14 protein-coding genes and 2 pseudogenes are annotated in these 15,018 nt (G+C 57.3%); 9 read left to right on the top strand and 7 right to left on the bottom strand.

What is annotated here, in order from left to right:
• Positions 1-43 precede the first annotated feature (43 nt).
• Positions 44-1,309 carry an MFS transporter gene (locus BHE81_RS05585; protein ID WP_004176258.1) on the top strand — a complete coding sequence of 422 codons (1,266 nt, stop codon included), beginning with the start codon at positions 44-46 and terminating at the stop codon, positions 1,307-1,309.
• 30 nt (positions 1,310-1,339) lie between these two features.
• Here the strand turns inward: BHE81_RS05585 and BHE81_RS05580 are convergent, their stop codons facing one another.
• Both BHE81_RS05580 and BHE81_RS05575 read right to left on the bottom strand, forming a co-directional pair.
• Positions 1,340-2,428 carry an AAA family ATPase gene (locus BHE81_RS05580; RefSeq protein WP_021440085.1) on the bottom strand — a complete coding sequence of 363 codons (1,089 nt, stop codon included), beginning with the start codon at positions 2,426-2,428 and terminating at the stop codon, positions 1,340-1,342.
• 86 nt (positions 2,429-2,514) lie between these two features.
• Positions 2,515-2,775, bottom strand: a complete 261-nt coding sequence (locus tag BHE81_RS05575) for a hypothetical protein (RefSeq protein ID WP_004176262.1) — start codon at positions 2,773-2,775, stop codon at positions 2,515-2,517.
• A gap of 291 nt (positions 2,776-3,066) precedes the next feature.
• Here BHE81_RS05575 and BHE81_RS05570 point away from each other — a divergent pair, with 291 nt between their 5' ends.
• Positions 3,067-3,933 (top strand): broad-spectrum class A beta-lactamase SHV-187, encoded by an 867-nt coding sequence (locus BHE81_RS05570; RefSeq protein WP_021440083.1) that lies wholly within the window; start codon positions 3,067-3,069, stop codon positions 3,931-3,933.
• A gap of 20 nt (positions 3,934-3,953) precedes the next feature.
• Here BHE81_RS05570 and BHE81_RS05565 read toward each other — a convergent pair whose 3' ends face one another.
• Positions 3,954-4,715: a DeoR/GlpR family DNA-binding transcription regulator gene (locus BHE81_RS05565; RefSeq protein WP_002210513.1), complete on the bottom strand. Its 762-nt coding sequence runs from the start codon at positions 4,713-4,715 to the stop codon at positions 3,954-3,956.
• Positions 4,716-4,976: 261 nt separating this feature from the next.
• Between BHE81_RS05565 and ltnD the strand changes: the two are divergent.
• The 5 genes and pseudogenes from ltnD to BHE81_RS05535 all read left to right on the top strand — a co-directional run bounded on the left by ltnD (position 4,977) and on the right by BHE81_RS05535 (position 9,976).
• Positions 4,977-5,879 (top strand): annotated as a pseudogene (gene ltnD, locus BHE81_RS05555) (L-threonate dehydrogenase).
• An 11-nt stretch (positions 5,880-5,890) separates the two neighbouring features.
• The gene (gene otnK / locus BHE81_RS05550) at positions 5,891-7,156 is read left to right on the top strand and encodes a 3-oxo-tetronate kinase (protein ID WP_004224682.1); all 1,266 of its coding nucleotides are present in this window, start codon (positions 5,891-5,893) and stop codon (positions 7,154-7,156) included.
• Positions 7,149-7,767 (top strand): annotated as a pseudogene (locus tag BHE81_RS05545) (aldolase). The gene otnK and the pseudogene BHE81_RS05545 overlap by 8 nt, the downstream one beginning before the upstream one ends.
• A gap of 4 nt (positions 7,768-7,771) precedes the next feature.
• A complete protein-coding gene (locus BHE81_RS05540) occupies positions 7,772-8,554 on the top strand; it encodes an HPr family phosphocarrier protein (RefSeq protein ID WP_004176276.1) in 783 nt (260 codons plus the stop codon).
• 57 nt (positions 8,555-8,611) lie between these two features.
• On the top strand, positions 8,612-9,976 hold the full coding sequence (locus tag BHE81_RS05535; RefSeq protein WP_002903916.1) for a GntP family transporter: 1,365 nt from the start codon (positions 8,612-8,614) through the stop codon (positions 9,974-9,976).
• A gap of 26 nt (positions 9,977-10,002) precedes the next feature.
• On the opposite strand, the gene BHE81_RS05530 is transcribed toward BHE81_RS05535, so the two are convergent.
• Entirely contained in the window at positions 10,003-10,929 is a 927-nt protein-coding gene (locus BHE81_RS05530) for a helix-turn-helix domain-containing protein (protein WP_021440081.1), read from the bottom strand.
• Between the two features lie 310 nt (positions 10,930-11,239).
• Here BHE81_RS05530 and kbvR point away from each other — a divergent pair, with 310 nt between their 5' ends.
• Positions 11,240-11,851, top strand: a complete 612-nt coding sequence (gene kbvR, locus BHE81_RS05525) for a LuxR family transcriptional regulator KbvR (protein ID WP_021440080.1) — start codon at positions 11,240-11,242, stop codon at positions 11,849-11,851.
• Between the two features lie 30 nt (positions 11,852-11,881).
• Here the strand turns inward: kbvR and BHE81_RS05520 are convergent, their stop codons facing one another.
• On the bottom strand, positions 11,882-12,001 hold the full coding sequence (locus BHE81_RS05520; protein ID WP_004195995.1) for a small membrane protein: 120 nt from the start codon (positions 11,999-12,001) through the stop codon (positions 11,882-11,884).
• 400 nt (positions 12,002-12,401) lie between these two features.
• Between BHE81_RS05520 and BHE81_RS05510 the strand changes: the two genes are divergently transcribed.
• Positions 12,402-13,619 (top strand): diguanylate phosphodiesterase, encoded by a 1,218-nt coding sequence (locus BHE81_RS05510; RefSeq protein ID WP_004143607.1) that lies wholly within the window; start codon positions 12,402-12,404, stop codon positions 13,617-13,619.
• A 20-nt stretch (positions 13,620-13,639) separates the two neighbouring features.
• Here BHE81_RS05510 and BHE81_RS05505 read toward each other — a convergent pair whose 3' ends face one another.
• Both BHE81_RS05505 and BHE81_RS05500 read right to left on the bottom strand, forming a co-directional pair.
• Entirely contained in the window at positions 13,640-14,152 is a 513-nt protein-coding gene (locus tag BHE81_RS05505; protein WP_032429511.1) for a 2-oxo-tetronate isomerase, read from the bottom strand.
• A 165-nt stretch (positions 14,153-14,317) separates the two neighbouring features.
• Complete coding sequence (locus BHE81_RS05500; protein ID WP_004183942.1) at positions 14,318-14,791, bottom strand: Hsp20 family protein; 474 nt, start codon at positions 14,789-14,791, stop codon at positions 14,318-14,320.
• Between the last annotated feature and the right edge of the window lie 227 nt (positions 14,792-15,018).

The following is a 15,018-nucleotide window of genomic DNA, read 5'->3' as shown; positions in this document are numbered from 1 at the left end:
GACAGCCCCCACCCCACAAACAGAATAACAAGGGATCATGGTGATGAAATTCTCAGAACTGGCGCCACGAGAACGGCATAATTTCGTCTATTTCCTGCTGTTCTTTTTCTTTTACTATTTCATTATGTCGGCCTACTTCCCGTTTTTTCCGGTGTGGCTGGCGGACGTTAACCATTTAACTAAAACGGAAACCGGGATCGTTTTCTCGTCTATCTCGTTATTCGCCATTATTTTTCAGCCGGTGTTCGGCCTGATGTCGGATAAGCTCGGCCTGCGCAAACATCTGCTGTGGACCATTACGGTATTGTTAATTCTGTTCGCGCCATTCTTTATTTTCGTTTTCTCTCCGCTGCTGCAGATGAATATTATCGCTGGTTCGCTGGTAGGCGGGATCTACCTGGGGATTGTTTTCTCCAGCGGCTCCGGGGCGGTGGAAGCTTATATCGAACGCGTCAGCCGGGCCAACCGCTTTGAATATGGCAAAGTGCGGGTCGCAGGCTGCGTCGGCTGGGCGCTATGCGCCTCGATAACCGGCGTGCTGTTCGGCATCGATCCCAATATCACCTTCTGGATCGCCTCCGGCTTTGCGCTGGTGCTCGGTCTGCTGCTCTGGCTGTCGCGGCCGGAAAGCAGCAACAGCGCCCAGGTTATCGAGGCGCTGGGCGCCAATCGCCAGGCCTTTTCGCTGCGTACGGCGGCAGAGCTGCTGCGTATGCCGCGCTTCTGGGGCTTTATCGTCTATGTGGTGGGTGTCGCCAGCGTCTACGACGTGTTTGACCAGCAGTTCGCCAACTTTTTCAAAAGCTTTTTCGCCAGTCCGCAGCGCGGTACCGAAGTGTTTGGCTTCGTCACCACCGGCGGCGAGTTGCTCAACGCGCTGATCATGTTCTGCGCGCCGGCCATCGTTAACCGCATCGGCGCCAAAAACGCCCTGCTGACCGCGGGGATGATCATGTCGGTGCGTATTCTCGGGTCGTCCTTCGCCTCATCGGCAGTCGAGGTGGTGATCCTCAAGATGCTGCATATGTTTGAGATCCCCTTCCTGCTGGTGGGAACTTTTAAATATATCTCTTCCGCCTTTAACCCGCGCCTCTCGGCCACCCTGTTCCTGATCGGTTTTAATCTGTCAAAACAGCTGTCCGGGGTGGTGCTTTCCGCCTGGGTGGGCCGGATGTACGACACCGTCGGCTTCCATCAGGCCTATCTGATCCTCGGCTGCATAACCCTGAGCTTCACCCTGCTCTCGTTCGTCACCCTACGCGGCGGCAACCGTCTGCTGCCGACCGCAGAGACGCAGAGCCCCGCCTGACTCCAGCGCCCCCGTCAGGGATGACGGGCTTCACTCGACAATCCGCGTCTCCCCGCCGAGATTCTCCAGCGCATAGCGCTGACAAGGCGCCCCGGCGGCGATAAGCTCCGCCAGCTCCGCCGAGTGGCTGGTCAGCCAGATCTGGCTGTAGCGCGAGGCCTCGATAATCAGCCGGGCCAGCGCGGGCAACATGTCGCGATGCAGGCTGTTCTCCGGTTCATTGATCGCCAGAAACGCCGGCGGGCGTGGACTGAGCAGCGCGACGGCGAGGCACAAAAAGCGCAGCGTACCGTCGGACATCTCCGCCGCCAGCAGCGGGCGGCGGATCCCTTCGCGACGCATTTTCAGAGCGAAACGCGAGTGCTCGTTTTCACAATAAAACTGGCAGCCGGGAAAGGCGTCGGCAAGGATTTCATGCAAAATCTCCTCCGCGCCGATCTCGACAATGGTCTGAAAGGCGGCGGCGAGATTCTGGCCATCGCTGTCGAGGACTGGCGAACGGTAACCCACGGCCGGCTGACGCAGCGGCGAATGACGGCCAATCGCGAATTCATGATAAAACCGCCAACGGCGCAAGGTCTCCCGCACTCGCGATACTTCGGGGAAACGGTGCGGCTCGCCAAGCTGACCGAACACCGACTCATTTTCATAAATACTCTCGGTGAAAGTACTTTTCTCCCCGGTGACATCGACGAGAAACGCCGCCTGATTCTTGCGCTGCAGTACGCGGGAGGAAGGCCGGCGGGAGTAGCCGGCCAGCCAGATATTCTCTTCTTTAACGATAGGATCGAGCATGAATTGCGTCGGATAGGGCAATTTTTCAGGGAAGCCTATCTGCAGCTCATAATCGAAGCTGTCGGTCCGGCAGGCGATTTGCAGCCGGCGGGGGTGACGATCGAGGGGCGAACGCTCCCCGGACCACATCATATTCTCCAGACCGCCCTCTTCGCTGATAAACCCCGAAAGCCTGCCCTCAGCGGCAGCGGTCAGCAGGTGGATGGCGTTATAAATATTGGATTTACCGCAGCCGTTAGGGCCGAAGACAATGTTCAGCGGCCCGAGCTCCAGCGCGATATCCTTCACTGAGCGAAAATTTTGAATACGAATGTACTGAATCATTATGCGTCCGGCCCTGGAAATAGAAGGCTGCCACAGTAGCACAGCGGCGCCCGGCATACCCTCTTACGCCCCCTTTCGGGCAGGGTTTAACAGAACATTTTTTTCATTCCACGGGTCAGGGCGACCCGCGTCAGCTTATCGCTATCCTGATGGGCGTCGCTGAAAACGCCAAAAAAATAGCGTTCATCGTCAATGGTTTGGCTAACAATTCGGTAGCTCAACGGTTGCCCGGATAGCGCACCGTACTGCGCAGGCGTCACCGAGACCTCGGTCGCGTCATCGGCGACGCTGACCAACAGCCCGTCCGCCTTACCGCCCACCAGCATGACCTTAATTATCGGGTGCACCAGTTCCTCCCGGGATGGCATATAGCGTTGGCGAACCGCAGGGACCGGCGGGCGTGATGATCGGCAAACAGCGACGCCCGACAGAGTGCGGTATTTAGTACTTTCTTATAGTTCATCACGGCCTTGAGTCAAAAAATAGCGTGCTTAGGCAGGGCTAGATATTGATTATTCGAAATAAAAGATGACAAATGATGAAGGAAAAAAGAGGAATTGTGAATCAGCAAAACGCCGGGTTATTCTTATTTGTCGCTTCTTTACTCGCCTTTATCGGCCCTCACTCAAGGATGTATTGTGGTTAAGCGTTATATTCGCCTGTGTATTATCTCCCTGTTAGCCACCCTGCCGCTGGCGGTACACGCCAGCCCGCAGCCGCTTGAGCAAATTAAACTAAGCGAAAGCCAGCTGTCGGGCCGCGTAGGCATGATAGAAATGGATCTGGCCAGCGGCCGCACGCTGACCGCCTGGCGCGCCGATGAACGCTTTCCCATGATGAGCACCTTTAAAGTAGTGCTCTGCGGCGCAGTGCTGGCGCGGGTGGATGCCGGTGACGAACAGCTGGAGCGAAAGATCCACTATCGCCAGCAGGATCTGGTGGACTACTCGCCGGTCAGCGAAAAACACCTTGCCGACGGCATGACGGTCGGCGAACTCTGTGCCGCCGCCATTACCATGAGCGATAACAGCGCCGCCAATCTGCTGCTGGCCACCGTCGGCGGCCCCGCAGGATTGACTGCCTTTTTGCGCCAGATCGGCGACAACGTCACCCGCCTTGACCGCTGGGAAACGGAACTGAATGAGGCGCTTCCCGGCGACGCCCGCGACACCACTACCCCGGCCAGCATGGCCGCGACCCTGCGCAAGCTGCTGACCAGCCAGCGTCTGAGCGCCCGTTCGCAACGGCAGCTGCTGCAGTGGATGGTGGACGATCGGGTCGCCGGACCGTTGATCCGCTCCGTGCTGCCGGCGGGCTGGTTTATCGCCGATAAGACCGGAGCTGGCGAACGGGGTGCGCGCGGGATTGTCGCCCTGCTTGGCCCGAATAACAAAGCAGAGCGGATTGTGGTGATTTATCTGCGGGATACGCCGGCGAGCATGGCCGAGCGAAATCAGCAAATCGCCGGGATCGGCGCGGCGCTGATCGAGCACTGGCAACGCTAACCCGGCGGTGGCCGCGCGCGTTATCCGGCTCGTAGCACCTCGCAGGCGTGCCGGGCGATATGACTGGCGGCGGCATCGGAGAGATGCCGGTCGGTAATGATGGTGGTGAACCGGGTCAAAGGTAACGCCATAAACGTGGCCACCTGATTGTATTTCGAACTGTCGCACAGCAGGATGCTTCTCGCGCTGACCTGGCTGACGGTCTCCTTGACGGTAACCTTGTTCTCATCAGGGGTGAATATCCCGCGACTGTCCCAGCCGCTGGCGGAGATAAAGGCCGTATCGATAGCCAGGTGGCGTAACGTACGCGCCGCCGATTCGCCCACGCAGGAGCGGTTCTCCCGGCACAGAGTGCCGCCGGTGTGGATCACGCCGCACTGGCTGGCATCGATCAGCAGCTGGGTTATCTCAAAATCATTGGTGACCACCTGGAGATCGTTCCGGTCGAGGATCGCCCGCGCCAGCGCCAGGGTGGTAGTCCCGGCATCCAGATAGATGCAACTGTTTTTAGCGATATGACTCGCCGCCAGCGCGCCGATCGCCTGTTTCTCCTCACTCTGCAGCGTGCTTTTCACCAGATGACTGGGTTCCGCGGCCAGCCGGCTGACGGCGCGTACGCCGCCCGAGACGCTGACCAGCAGCCCCTGCTCCTCCAGTTTACTGACGTCCCGACGGATGGTCATATGGGACACGCCGAGGATCTCCGTCAGCTCGTTAATGCTTACCGCCCCACGCTGCTCCACCAGGGCTAAAATACGCTGATGTCGTTCTATTGGAATCACCGCTCTCCCCTTACCATTTTTTCACACCAGGCGTCACCACCCAGACTACGGCCCTGGCGACACCCGGTGTTGTTATCGCGCTTTGCCGCTGTTTTTTACGCTATTTTAGGGCAAGAATCGCCGCTGTGCAGCCTCTTTCCGCCTGTGAATTTTTTATATTCATGTGGGTTATTCGTGATAACTCTCACATAAATTCACATGATAACGCTTTATTCTATCATTAAATCACATTAATTAACTAATGTTCACAAGGAGACCAGCATGGCTGCACACACTAACGTCTGCGTGATTGGACTGGGTTCAATGGGCATGGGCGCCGCCCGCGCCTGCCTGCAGGCGGGCCTGAACACCTGGGGCGTTGACATCAATCCCGACAACTGTCGCGCACTGCTGGCGGCGGGCGCCAAAGGCGCGGGCCCCAGCGCGGTGCCGTTCGCCGCGTAACTGGATGCAGTTGTGCTGCTGGTGGTCAATGCCGCCCAGGTGCGGGGGATCCTGTTCGGCGAGAGCGGCCTCGCCGCCCATCTGAAGCCGGGCACCGTCGTGATGGTGTCGTCCACCATCGCCTCCGCCGATGCTCAGGCCATTGCCGAGGCGCTGGCGGAGTACCAGCTATTGATGCTCGACGCGCCGGTATCGGGCGGCGCCGTGAAAGCGGCCGCCGGCGACATGACGGTGATGGCCTCCGGGAGCGATGCCGCCTTTGCCCGACTCGCGCCGGTGCTGGACGCCGTGGCCGGCAAAGTCTACCGCATCGGGAGCGACATTGGTCTTGGATCGACGGTAAAAATTATCCATCAGCTGCTGGCCGGGGTGCACATCGCCGTTGCCGCCGAAGCGATGGCGCTTGCCGCCCGCGCCGGGATCCCACTGGAAACGATGTATGACGTGGTCACCCACGCGGCGGGTAATTCCTGGATGTTTGAGAATCGCATGCAGCACGTCCTGGATGGCGATTACTCGCCAAAATCCGCTGTCGATATTTTTGTCAAAGATCTCGGGCTGGTGAATGACACTGCCCGGGCGCTGACCTTCCCGCTGCCGCTCGCTACCACCGCGCTGAATATGTTCACCTCCGCCAGTAATGCCGGATTCGGTCGGGAAGATGACAGCGCGGTGATCAAGATTTTCAACGGCATCACCCTGCCGGGCCATAAACAGTGAGGAGAGACAACATGCAGCTTGGTGTCATTGCCGATGACTTCACCGGCGCCACGGATATTGCCAGCTTCCTCGTGCGCAACGGCATGCCGACGGTGCAACTGAATGGCGTGCCGACCCGCGATCTTCCGCTGACCAGCGAGGCGGTGGTCATCAGCCTGAAAACTCGCTCCTGCCCGGCGGAAATGGCCGTCAGCCAGTCGCTGGCGGCCCTGCGCTGGCTGCAGGCCCAGGGCTGTCAGCAGTTTTATTTCAAGTACTGTTCCACTTTCGACAGCACCGCGCAGGGCAACATTGGCCCGGTGCTGGATGCCCTGCTGGCCGAGCTGGGTGAGACGCGGACGGTGATTTCCCCGGCGCTGCCGGTTAACGGCCGCACGGTCTATCAGGGATATCTGTTCGTCGGCGAGCAACTGCTGAATGAGTCCGGGATGCGCCACCATCCGGTGACGCCGATGGAGGATGCGCACCTGGGCCGCTTAATTGAGCGCCAGGGGCGCGGAAAAGCCGCGCTGATTGCCTGGCCGATTGTCGCCCGGGGGCCGGAGGCGGTCGCCGCCGCGCTGGCGGCAGTCAACGATCCGGCGGTGCGCTATGTGGTGCTCGACGCCCTCAGCGAACAGGATCTGCTCACCCAGGGCGTGGCGCTGCGGGAGATGAAGCTGGTCTCCGGCGGTTCCGGCCTCGCCATCGGCCTCGCCCGCGACTGGGCGCAGCGCCATGGCGCCCGGGGTGAAAGCGCTCAGGCCGGCATGCCGCTGGTCGGCCCGGCGGTGGTGCTCTCGGGCTCCTGCTCGGTGATGACCAACAGCCAGGTGGCGGCCTATCGTCAACAGGCCCCCGCCCGCGCCGTCGACTTAAGCGCCTGCTTTACCGATCTGGAGAGCTACGTCAGGACGCTGACTGACTGGGTGGACGCGCAGCGCGATGCGCCGCTGGCGCCGATGATCTATGCCACCACCGAGCCGCAAACGCTGCAGCGGATCCAGGCGCAGTATGGCGACAAGGCCAGCAGCGAACGGGTGGAACAGCTGTTTGCCGCTCTTGCCGCCGCCCTGAAGGCGAAAGGATTTACCCGCTTTATTGTGGCCGGAGGGGAAACGTCGAGCATTGTGGCGCAGACCCTGGGGGTTGAGGCGTTCCATATTGGGCCGACCATCTCCCCTGGCGTGCCCTGGGTGCGTGACACCCGCCAGCCGCTCTCCCTGGCGCTGAAGTCAGGTAACTTCGGCGATATCCAGTTCTTTGCCCGTGCCCAGCAGGAGTTTCGTCATGACTGAGCAACAACTGCGAGAGGAAATGGTACAGATTGGCGCCTCGTTGTTTAGCCGCGGCTATGCCACCGGCTCCGCTGGCAATCTGTCGTTGCTGCTGCCGGACGGCAACCTGCTGGCGACGCCGACCGGCGCCTGCCTCGGCGAACTGCAGGCTCAGCGGTTGTCGGTGGTGACGCTGCAAGGGGAATGGATCTCCGGCGATAAACCATCGAAAGAGGTCACTTTTCACCGGGCGGTCTATTTGCACAACCCGGCCTGCAAGGCGATCGTCCACTTGCACAGCCATTATCTGACCGCGCTCTCCTGCCTGCAGGGGCTCGACCCGCAACTGTATCCGCCCCTTTACCCCCTATGTGGTGATGCGCGTCGGCGACGTCCCGGTGGTTCCCTACTACCGGCCGGGCGATGACCGTATTGCCCAGGCGCTGGCCGGGCTGGCGCCCCGCTATAACGCCTTTTTACTGGCCAACCACGGACCGGTGGTTACTGGCTCATCGCTGCGCGAAGCCACCAACAATACCGAGGAACTGGAAGAGACCGCACGGCTGATATTTACCCTCGGCAACCGCGAGATCCGCTACCTGACCGCTGACGAAGTGAAAGAACTGAGATAAAACCATGCCAAAATTCGCTGCAAATTTATCCATGCTGTTTACCGAACTGCCGTTCCTGGAACGCTTTGCCGCCGCTGCCCGGGCGGGATTTGAAGCCGTTGAGTTTCTGTTTCCCTATGAGTATGCCGCCGGGGAAATCAGACAGCGCCTGCAGGAGAACCAGCTGCAGCTGGTGCTGTTCAATACCCCACCCGGCGACGTCAACGCCGGAGAATGGGGGCTCGCCGCCATTCCCGGGAGAAGCGCGGAGGCCCGACGCGATATTGAGCTGGCGCTGGAGTATGCCTGCCAGCTCGGTTGCCCGCAGGTGCATATCATGGCCGGCGTGGTGCCGCCGGGAGCGGATCGCGCAGACTGCGAGGCCGTGCTTATCGATAATCTGCGCTACGCCGCGGAGTGCTTTGCCCGCCACGACAAGCGGATACTCATCGAAGCGCTGAATCCGCAGACCAAACCGGGCTATCTCTACCACAGTCAATATCAGACGCTGGCGATGGTGAAACGGGTCGACAGGCCGAACCTGGCGGTGCAGTTAGATCTGTTTCACGCGCAGAAGGTGGACGGCAATTTAAGCCATCTTATTACCGAATATGCCGGCCAGTATCGCCATATTCAGATTGCCTCCCTGCCCGACCGTCATGAACCGGATGAGGGCGAAATAAACTATCCGTGGCTCTATGCGCTACTGGATAAAACCGGTTATGACGGCTGGATCGGCTGCGAATATATCCCCCGGACAGACACGCTTTCCGGGCTGGGGTGGTTCTCGCCCTACCGGAAAAAATAAACGCCGTTTTCTAAAAAAATAACTCTCTGTACACCTGTTAATACCCGAGGCAAACCTATGTCGACATCGGCGCTGTTACTTATTGCGTTAGCCAGCGTAGTGCTGTTGCTCCTGTTAGTGATCAAAGCGAAAGCACATCCTTTTGTGGCGCTCCTGATCGTCAGTCTGCTGGTGGCATTCGCCACCGGCATTCCGGCAGATAAAATTATAACCACCATTGAAAAAGGCATGGGCGGCCTGCTTGGCCACATCGCCAGCATTATTATTCTGGGCTCAATGCTGGGGGTGCTGATTGAAATGTCCGGCGGCGCCGAATCGCTGGCGAAAACGTTGACCGGCGTACTGGGTGCAAAACGAACCATTGCCGCCTTAACCATTGTGGCTTTTATTCTCGGCACCCCGGTCTTTTTTGAAGTCGGCTTTATCATCATCATTCCGTTAATCTACGGCTTCAGCAAAGTCGCCCACGTGTCGCCGCTGAAGTTTGGCCTGCCGATGGCCGGCGTGATGTTAACCGTCCACGTGGCGCTGCCCACCCATCCTGGCGCAGCGGCTGCGGCAGGCATTCTGCATAGCGATGTCGGTTGGCTGATGCTGGCGGGGATTGGGGTGTCGGTGGTCGTCGGTATCGTGGGCTATTTTGTCGCCCGGTTTATCAATCGGCGCCATTATCATCTGTCGATTAACGTGCTGGAGCAGCAACAAACGGCGGAAGTACCGGATCTCTCGGTTAACGCGCAGCAGACCCGTCTGCCGCCGCCGAATGCGCTGGTTATCGGTGGGCTGATCGTGGTGCCCATCATGCTGATTGTTTCCGGGACGCTGTGTCAGGCGCTTCTGCTGCCGGAAAACGCGGTTCGCCAGCTGATGACCGTCATTGGTACCCCGCCGGTCGCCCTGCTGATCTCCCTGGGCCTGGCCAGCTGGACGCTGGGCATCCGTCGGCGGATGAGCCTGAAAAAGCTGGGCGAAGTCACCGGCAGCGCGATCCCCTCGTCGGCGGACGTGATCCTCGTCGCCGGCGCCGGCGGCGCCTTTGGCGGCGTACTGGTCGCTTCCGGCATCGGTAATGCCTTAGCCGAGGCGCTGGAGACAATACATCTGCCGCTGATGCCCGCCGCTTTTCTGCTATCGCTGGTGCTCAGAGCCTCGCAGGGTTCGGCCACCGTGGCGATCCTCACCACCTCCGGTCTGCTGTCGCAGGCGGTTGTCGGTCTGGAGCCGCTGCAGCTGGTGCTGGTGACGCTGGCGACCTGCTTCGGCTCGCTCGGGCTGTCGCACGTCAACGACGCCGGGTTCTGGGTCGTCACGCGCTATCTCGGACTCTCGGTGCCGGATGGACTCAAAACCTGGACCGTCTTGACAACCATCATGGGGGTGACGGGCTTTCTCATCACCTGGCTGCTGTGGTTTGCGCTTTGATGTTAACCTGGGTGGCTCCGGCCACCTTAACTTCGCCCCGGCACAGGCCCTGACCCACTACCGCTGTCAGACCGCAGACCCGCTGCCGACAGCGTCACCGGGATAAAATAGCGTACGCGATAGCGCCTGTCCCCTGCCTCTTCGCCTTCCGCATGGCGGGTTATAAAACATTCAATGTCATAGCCGTCCCGACGACTTACCCCCAGGGATGGCAGCAGCTCCATATACAGATCGCTGGATAAACGAGCATAACGTGACCAATTGCCGTAGAATTCAACCCCGACATAAAGCCCTGACCGGGTGGTCAGCGAGCTGTTCATGCCCAGCGCGGGGGGCAGCTTTCCCGCCTCATGACAGCCGACAAAAGCGTTAACCTCGACGTTAAGCTCATTTTTGCTCGCCGCGGCGTAGTCGGAAAGTACGGAAAGCGAGCCTCCGCCAGCGGTGAAAAAACGGTCAACCTTTTGTCTGATGCTCGTCTTAGCGGTGCTTTGCAACACCAAATCCGACAGGCGCAGTTCATACTTCATCGGATAGCCGTAATAGACCTGTTCCGGCAGAGAAAAAAAACGAGCCAGAGGTAGGCTCTCTCCGTCCGGGTGAAACTTTTTCAACAGCTTTGCCGTGTCCCAGTGCGCCGCGCAACGGTATTCACGTGGCGAGAGCGAAAAGCGCTTCTTAAACTCCCGGGAAAAGGTCTGCGGCGAGTCATAGCTTAACTGCCAGGCAATAGCGGCGATCGGTTGTCGTGTTAAGCGCAGACTGACCGCTGCGATGGTCAACCGCCGCAGACGAATATACTGCCCGATGGGTAACTGGCCATACTGGTAAAACACGTCGTACACAAACCGACGTGAATAGCCCATATACAGCGCCAGGTCATCGATCGCCGGGTTACAATAGATATTATCCTCCAGCCACGCCAGCATTTTCAAATAGAGCATCTGCTTCATAAGTACGGCATACATCCTGTATTCTTGTCCTCCGCTAATTTTAACAACAGAGCGCGGCTATCACTAAGCTTTTTATGCATCGCAAAAATAAAAAAACAGGAAACGGCTTTAAATAGTTACAAATATATGCTTAAGGTTTTGTTTATTAGGAACTTTCGCATATCAATATACCGTTATCTCACTTTCCCTACCAGATATTGCATTAATGGAAAACATCCCTTAGATTACCACGGCTAAAAATTGTACCCGCATCATCATTATATTCTTTAATTTATCCAAGTATGTTTTTTAATGCCCACAGGGAAGTTATATGACTAATTTTTTGTTCAATATAAAAAATCACTATTTGCGAGTCGCTATTGCTGAACTGGTTGATGAAGCGATGAAGGCCGCCGGGCGGCCACACTATCAGTTTTCTCAACAATGGGATGCAGGATCGATGGCGCAAGCTGATGTGATATTTACGGAAATGGTCGCGGGGGAGTGGTACTTGTGCCAGGATCTTTTTCAGCATGCCCCGGAACAATATACGCTTTTTATTTTCCCGGACAATGAACACGCTACCGTAGATGAGGGTTTACCGAATTGTCTGCAGCATGCGGTATTTATACCGCCTCACGCTCGCGTTCAGCGGCTGAAAGATGAGATAGCTAACGCCATTGAGCGTCCGCTGCTACCGCGGCAAGACCCGCCGTTCAATCGTCTGCGGCGTTGCATTAATTGCGCCTGCAGGTCGGTCAGCGACGCGCAAACCAAAGTCATTTACGCGTTCAGTATTGGCCTGAGCCCGCATGAAGTCGCCGCTGCGCTAAATATTAGTCCCAAAACGATTCATTCACATAAAAAGAATATTATGAGTAAATTTAATTTGAATAGCCGTCAGCAGTTTAACAACCTTGTGCAACTGCTCGCCAAACGCTGATACAACTCGTCGTTTTATTCTGTCAAACAATCATCTTCTGGAACGGAAAACATACCGTCTCTTGCGCCTTTCCTGAATATAGGAAAAGCCACTCCATAAAGAAATGATGGGACATAAAATCAGACACAAAATAATAAAGAAGTCGCTCATATCAAACCTGACAAAAGAATTTAATTTAGAGTGATAATATTCACTCGATTATATTCAGGCAAGACCAGCGCCTCATTTTTGAGAGTGGGAAATAGAATGGTAGGATAATTCCTGGTAGCGAATATTAACAGGTAAAATAAGACGCAGCGCCAGTGTCTGAGGAGGGAATGAGAGGCCTGTTAGCGTCTTTTTGCATTGAGGATGAGAAAAAGATAGCCAAATGTGTAATTCCCTGTACAGTGGAGGGAATCACAAAGTGAAGCTCGCGTTCCGCGTAGCGGACATCACGGTTGGTTGAATGTTTGTACATATCAGCCTCGCCCTCCTTTAGGGTCAGGCCATACTCATCTTGCATGCTGAGCGCGGATGTTCTTACGCCGCGGGAGCGATCGTAACAACTATGCTAACCACCCTGATTTACCGCAGCCAGGTTCATCCTGACCGCCCGCCCGTCGATCTCGACGCTTTAGTCCATCGCGCCAGCAGTAAAAATTTGCCCCTTGGCATCACCGGCATTCTGCTGTTTAACGGCCTGCAGTTTTTCCAGGTCCTGGAAGGGACTGAGGAGGCACTTGAGTCGCTGTTCAGCGAAATCCAAAGCGACCCGCGTCATCGCGACGTAGTGGAGCTGATGCGCGATTACTCAGCCTACCGACGTTTTCACGGCACCGGAATGCGCATACTGGATCTCCGGCTGTTTGAAACCGATGGCGCGCTGGAGGAAATTCTGCGCTTTAGCACGTTTGGGGTCACCGAACCGGTCAACGACCGGATGTTCCGGCTGCTTAGCGCCTTCATTGCCGACGGCGGCCGCTATTGCCTGCCCGAGCCGCTGCAGCCCTCTCGCTGGATGATGATGCCCGCGTCAGGTACGGCCGCACCGCAGCACCTGCCCGGTCAACCTTGCCAGTTTGCTCTGCAGGCTATTGTCGAGCCGGCTAAAAAGCGAGTTTCTTCCTTCGAGGCTCTGATCCGCAGCCCAACCGGCGGCTCTCCCGTGGAAATGTTTGCCGCCATTGCGGCGGAGGATCGCTACCGTTTTGATCTTGAAAGCAAAGCGTATGCATTCGCTCTCGCCGGCCAGCTGCCGCTCGGGAAACATCAGCTGGCGATTAACCTGTTGCCCGGATCGCTGTATCACCACCCTGACGCCGTAGGCTGGCTGATGGACAGCCTGCTGGCGGCCGGCCTCAGACCGGATCAGGTACTGATCGAGGTCACCGAGACAGAGGTGATCACCTGCTTTGACCAGTTCCGCAAGGTGCTCAAAGCCCTGCGCGTCGCGGGCATGAAGCTGGCCATCGACGACTTTGGCGCAGGTTATTCCGGCCTGTCGTTACTGACCCGTTTTCAGCCTGATAAAATCAAAGTGGATGCGGAACTGGTACGCGATATCCATATTAGCGGCACCAAACAGGCGATTGTCGCCTCGGTCGTCCGCTGCTGCGAGGATCTTGGCATTACGGTGGTGGCTGAAGGTGTCGAAACCCTGGAGGAGTGGTGCTGGCTGCAGTCGGTGGGCATTCGCCTGTTTCAGGGCTTTCTCTTTTCCCGACCCTGCCTTAACGGCATCGGCGAGATCTGCTGGCCGGTAGCGCGCCAGGCAATGGACCTGTAAGGCCGCGCCCCCGGGCATCGTCACTCCCAGTGGGCAAGCTTTTCGCTCAGCGCCGCCAGGGCATATCGTACCGCTTTCGCCACCACGGTCTCACAGTCGCCGGCAAAGCACATCCGTTTGGTTTCAGTCTGGCCGCGAAAATTCCAGGCAAACCATACCGTGCCGGCGGGGGTACCATCTTCCCCGCCCTCCGGTCCGGCGTAGCCGCTGACGGCGATGGCGATATCGGCCCCGGCGAGCGCCAGAATACCAGAGGACATCTCCTGAACGCAGGCTTCGCTGACGGCGCTGTGTACCGCCAGGGTTTCCGCGCGAACCTGCAGCACGTTGCGCTTGGCTTCATCGCTGAAGGTCACTACGCCGGTATCATAAAATGCCGCGGTATCCGCCTGGGCACAGAGCGCTGCCGCCAGATTCCCTCCGGTGCAGGACTCCGCCGTGGTCAGTCGCAAACCGCACGCGATCAGCGCCCGAGCCACTTCAGCGGTTAGTTCATGCGTATTGTTTGCGTCGCTATCGATCTCGTCAGTCATTCTTCCTCCTCGCCGAAACTGAAAGAAATAGCAGACTCACTGCGTCTGTTAACAGAATAGCATATCGATTTCTTTGTCGTCGGGGGGCCATTTATATTTTCAGGGGGAAAGGATAAAGGCCCGCAGGGCGGGCCTTTAAGGTAACATCCTCGGAACAACGGTGAATCAAACTTTATGTTCTATCACGCGCCCCTGATTCTCGATCGCAATTTTACGCGGTTTTTCGCTCTCCGGGATTTCCTGGTGGATGGCTATTTTTAAGATGCCGCTATCCAGCTGCGCCTGATTAATTTGGGCGTGTTCAGGAAGAGAGAAACTGAGCTGGAAATTAGCGCGGCGGATACCTTTATAAATCCAGCGTTCACCGCTGTCTGTCGAGGAATCGGTTTCCTGGCGTTTCCCGGAAATATGCAGATTCCCCCCTACGGTTTCTATTTCCAGCTCATCATCTTTCCAGCCAGGCACGCTGACGCTGAGCAGGAAATTGCTGTCGTCGACTTTCTGTAAATCATAAGCCGGTAAAGTGCCCACCGGCGTATCGCCCGTTAACTGGCTGAAAAGACGGTCAATACGATTAAAGCGATCGGCAAAAAGAGAATCAGCAAATACCGGGAGTGCTGACAAGGTTTTGAGTGCCATAATTAACCTCCTGAATATCCATTCAAAAGCTCAACATAAAGGCAAGCATTGCTTGTCCGCTATATAAAATAATATCTAAGGCGCGTTTTTCAAGACCCGAAATAAAAAAATTTTCTTCGCCAGCCTCAGTGAAAAATAAGCATGCCGGTGGCGAAGTTACCCCCGCCCGACGGCGGGGGCTGTGGCGCTTCTGAGTCCCATAACTGATGCTGTTTAACATTCAATAA

It is taken from the genome of Klebsiella sp. AqSCr, from assembly GCF_008452795.1.
GTDB lineage: Bacteria > Pseudomonadota > Gammaproteobacteria > Enterobacterales > Enterobacteriaceae > Klebsiella > Klebsiella pneumoniae.
Note: the sequence above shows the minus strand (reverse complement) of the source record. Positions and strands in the feature narration are given on the sequence as shown.

What these genes read in the sequence shown, in the direction of transcription:
- BHE81_RS05585 (WP_004176258.1), top strand. Translation starts at nt 44, where the DNA reads ATGAAATTCTCAGAACTGGCGCCACGAGAACGGCATAATTTCGTCTAT.
- BHE81_RS05580 (WP_021440085.1), bottom strand. Translation starts at nt 2,428, where the DNA reads ATGATTCAGTACATTCGTATTCAAAATTTTCGCTCAGTGAAGGATATC.
- otnK (WP_004224682.1), top strand. Translation starts at nt 5,891, where the DNA reads ATGCAGCTTGGTGTCATTGCCGATGACTTCACCGGCGCCACGGATATT.
- BHE81_RS05540 (WP_004176276.1), top strand. Translation starts at nt 7,772, where the DNA reads ATGCCAAAATTCGCTGCAAATTTATCCATGCTGTTTACCGAACTGCCG.
- BHE81_RS05535 (WP_002903916.1), top strand. Translation starts at nt 8,612, where the DNA reads ATGTCGACATCGGCGCTGTTACTTATTGCGTTAGCCAGCGTAGTGCTG.
- BHE81_RS05530 (WP_021440081.1), bottom strand. Translation starts at nt 10,929, where the DNA reads ATGAAGCAGATGCTCTATTTGAAAATGCTGGCGTGGCTGGAGGATAAT.
- kbvR (WP_021440080.1), top strand. Translation starts at nt 11,240, where the DNA reads ATGACTAATTTTTTGTTCAATATAAAAAATCACTATTTGCGAGTCGCT.
- BHE81_RS05520 (WP_004195995.1), bottom strand. Translation starts at nt 12,001, where the DNA reads ATGAGCGACTTCTTTATTATTTTGTGTCTGATTTTATGTCCCATCATT.
- BHE81_RS05510 (WP_004143607.1), top strand. Translation starts at nt 12,402, where the DNA reads ATGCTAACCACCCTGATTTACCGCAGCCAGGTTCATCCTGACCGCCCG.
- BHE81_RS05505 (WP_032429511.1), bottom strand. Translation starts at nt 14,152, where the DNA reads ATGACTGACGAGATCGATAGCGACGCAAACAATACGCATGAACTAACC.
- BHE81_RS05500 (WP_004183942.1), bottom strand. Translation starts at nt 14,791, where the DNA reads ATGGCACTCAAAACCTTGTCAGCACTCCCGGTATTTGCTGATTCTCTT.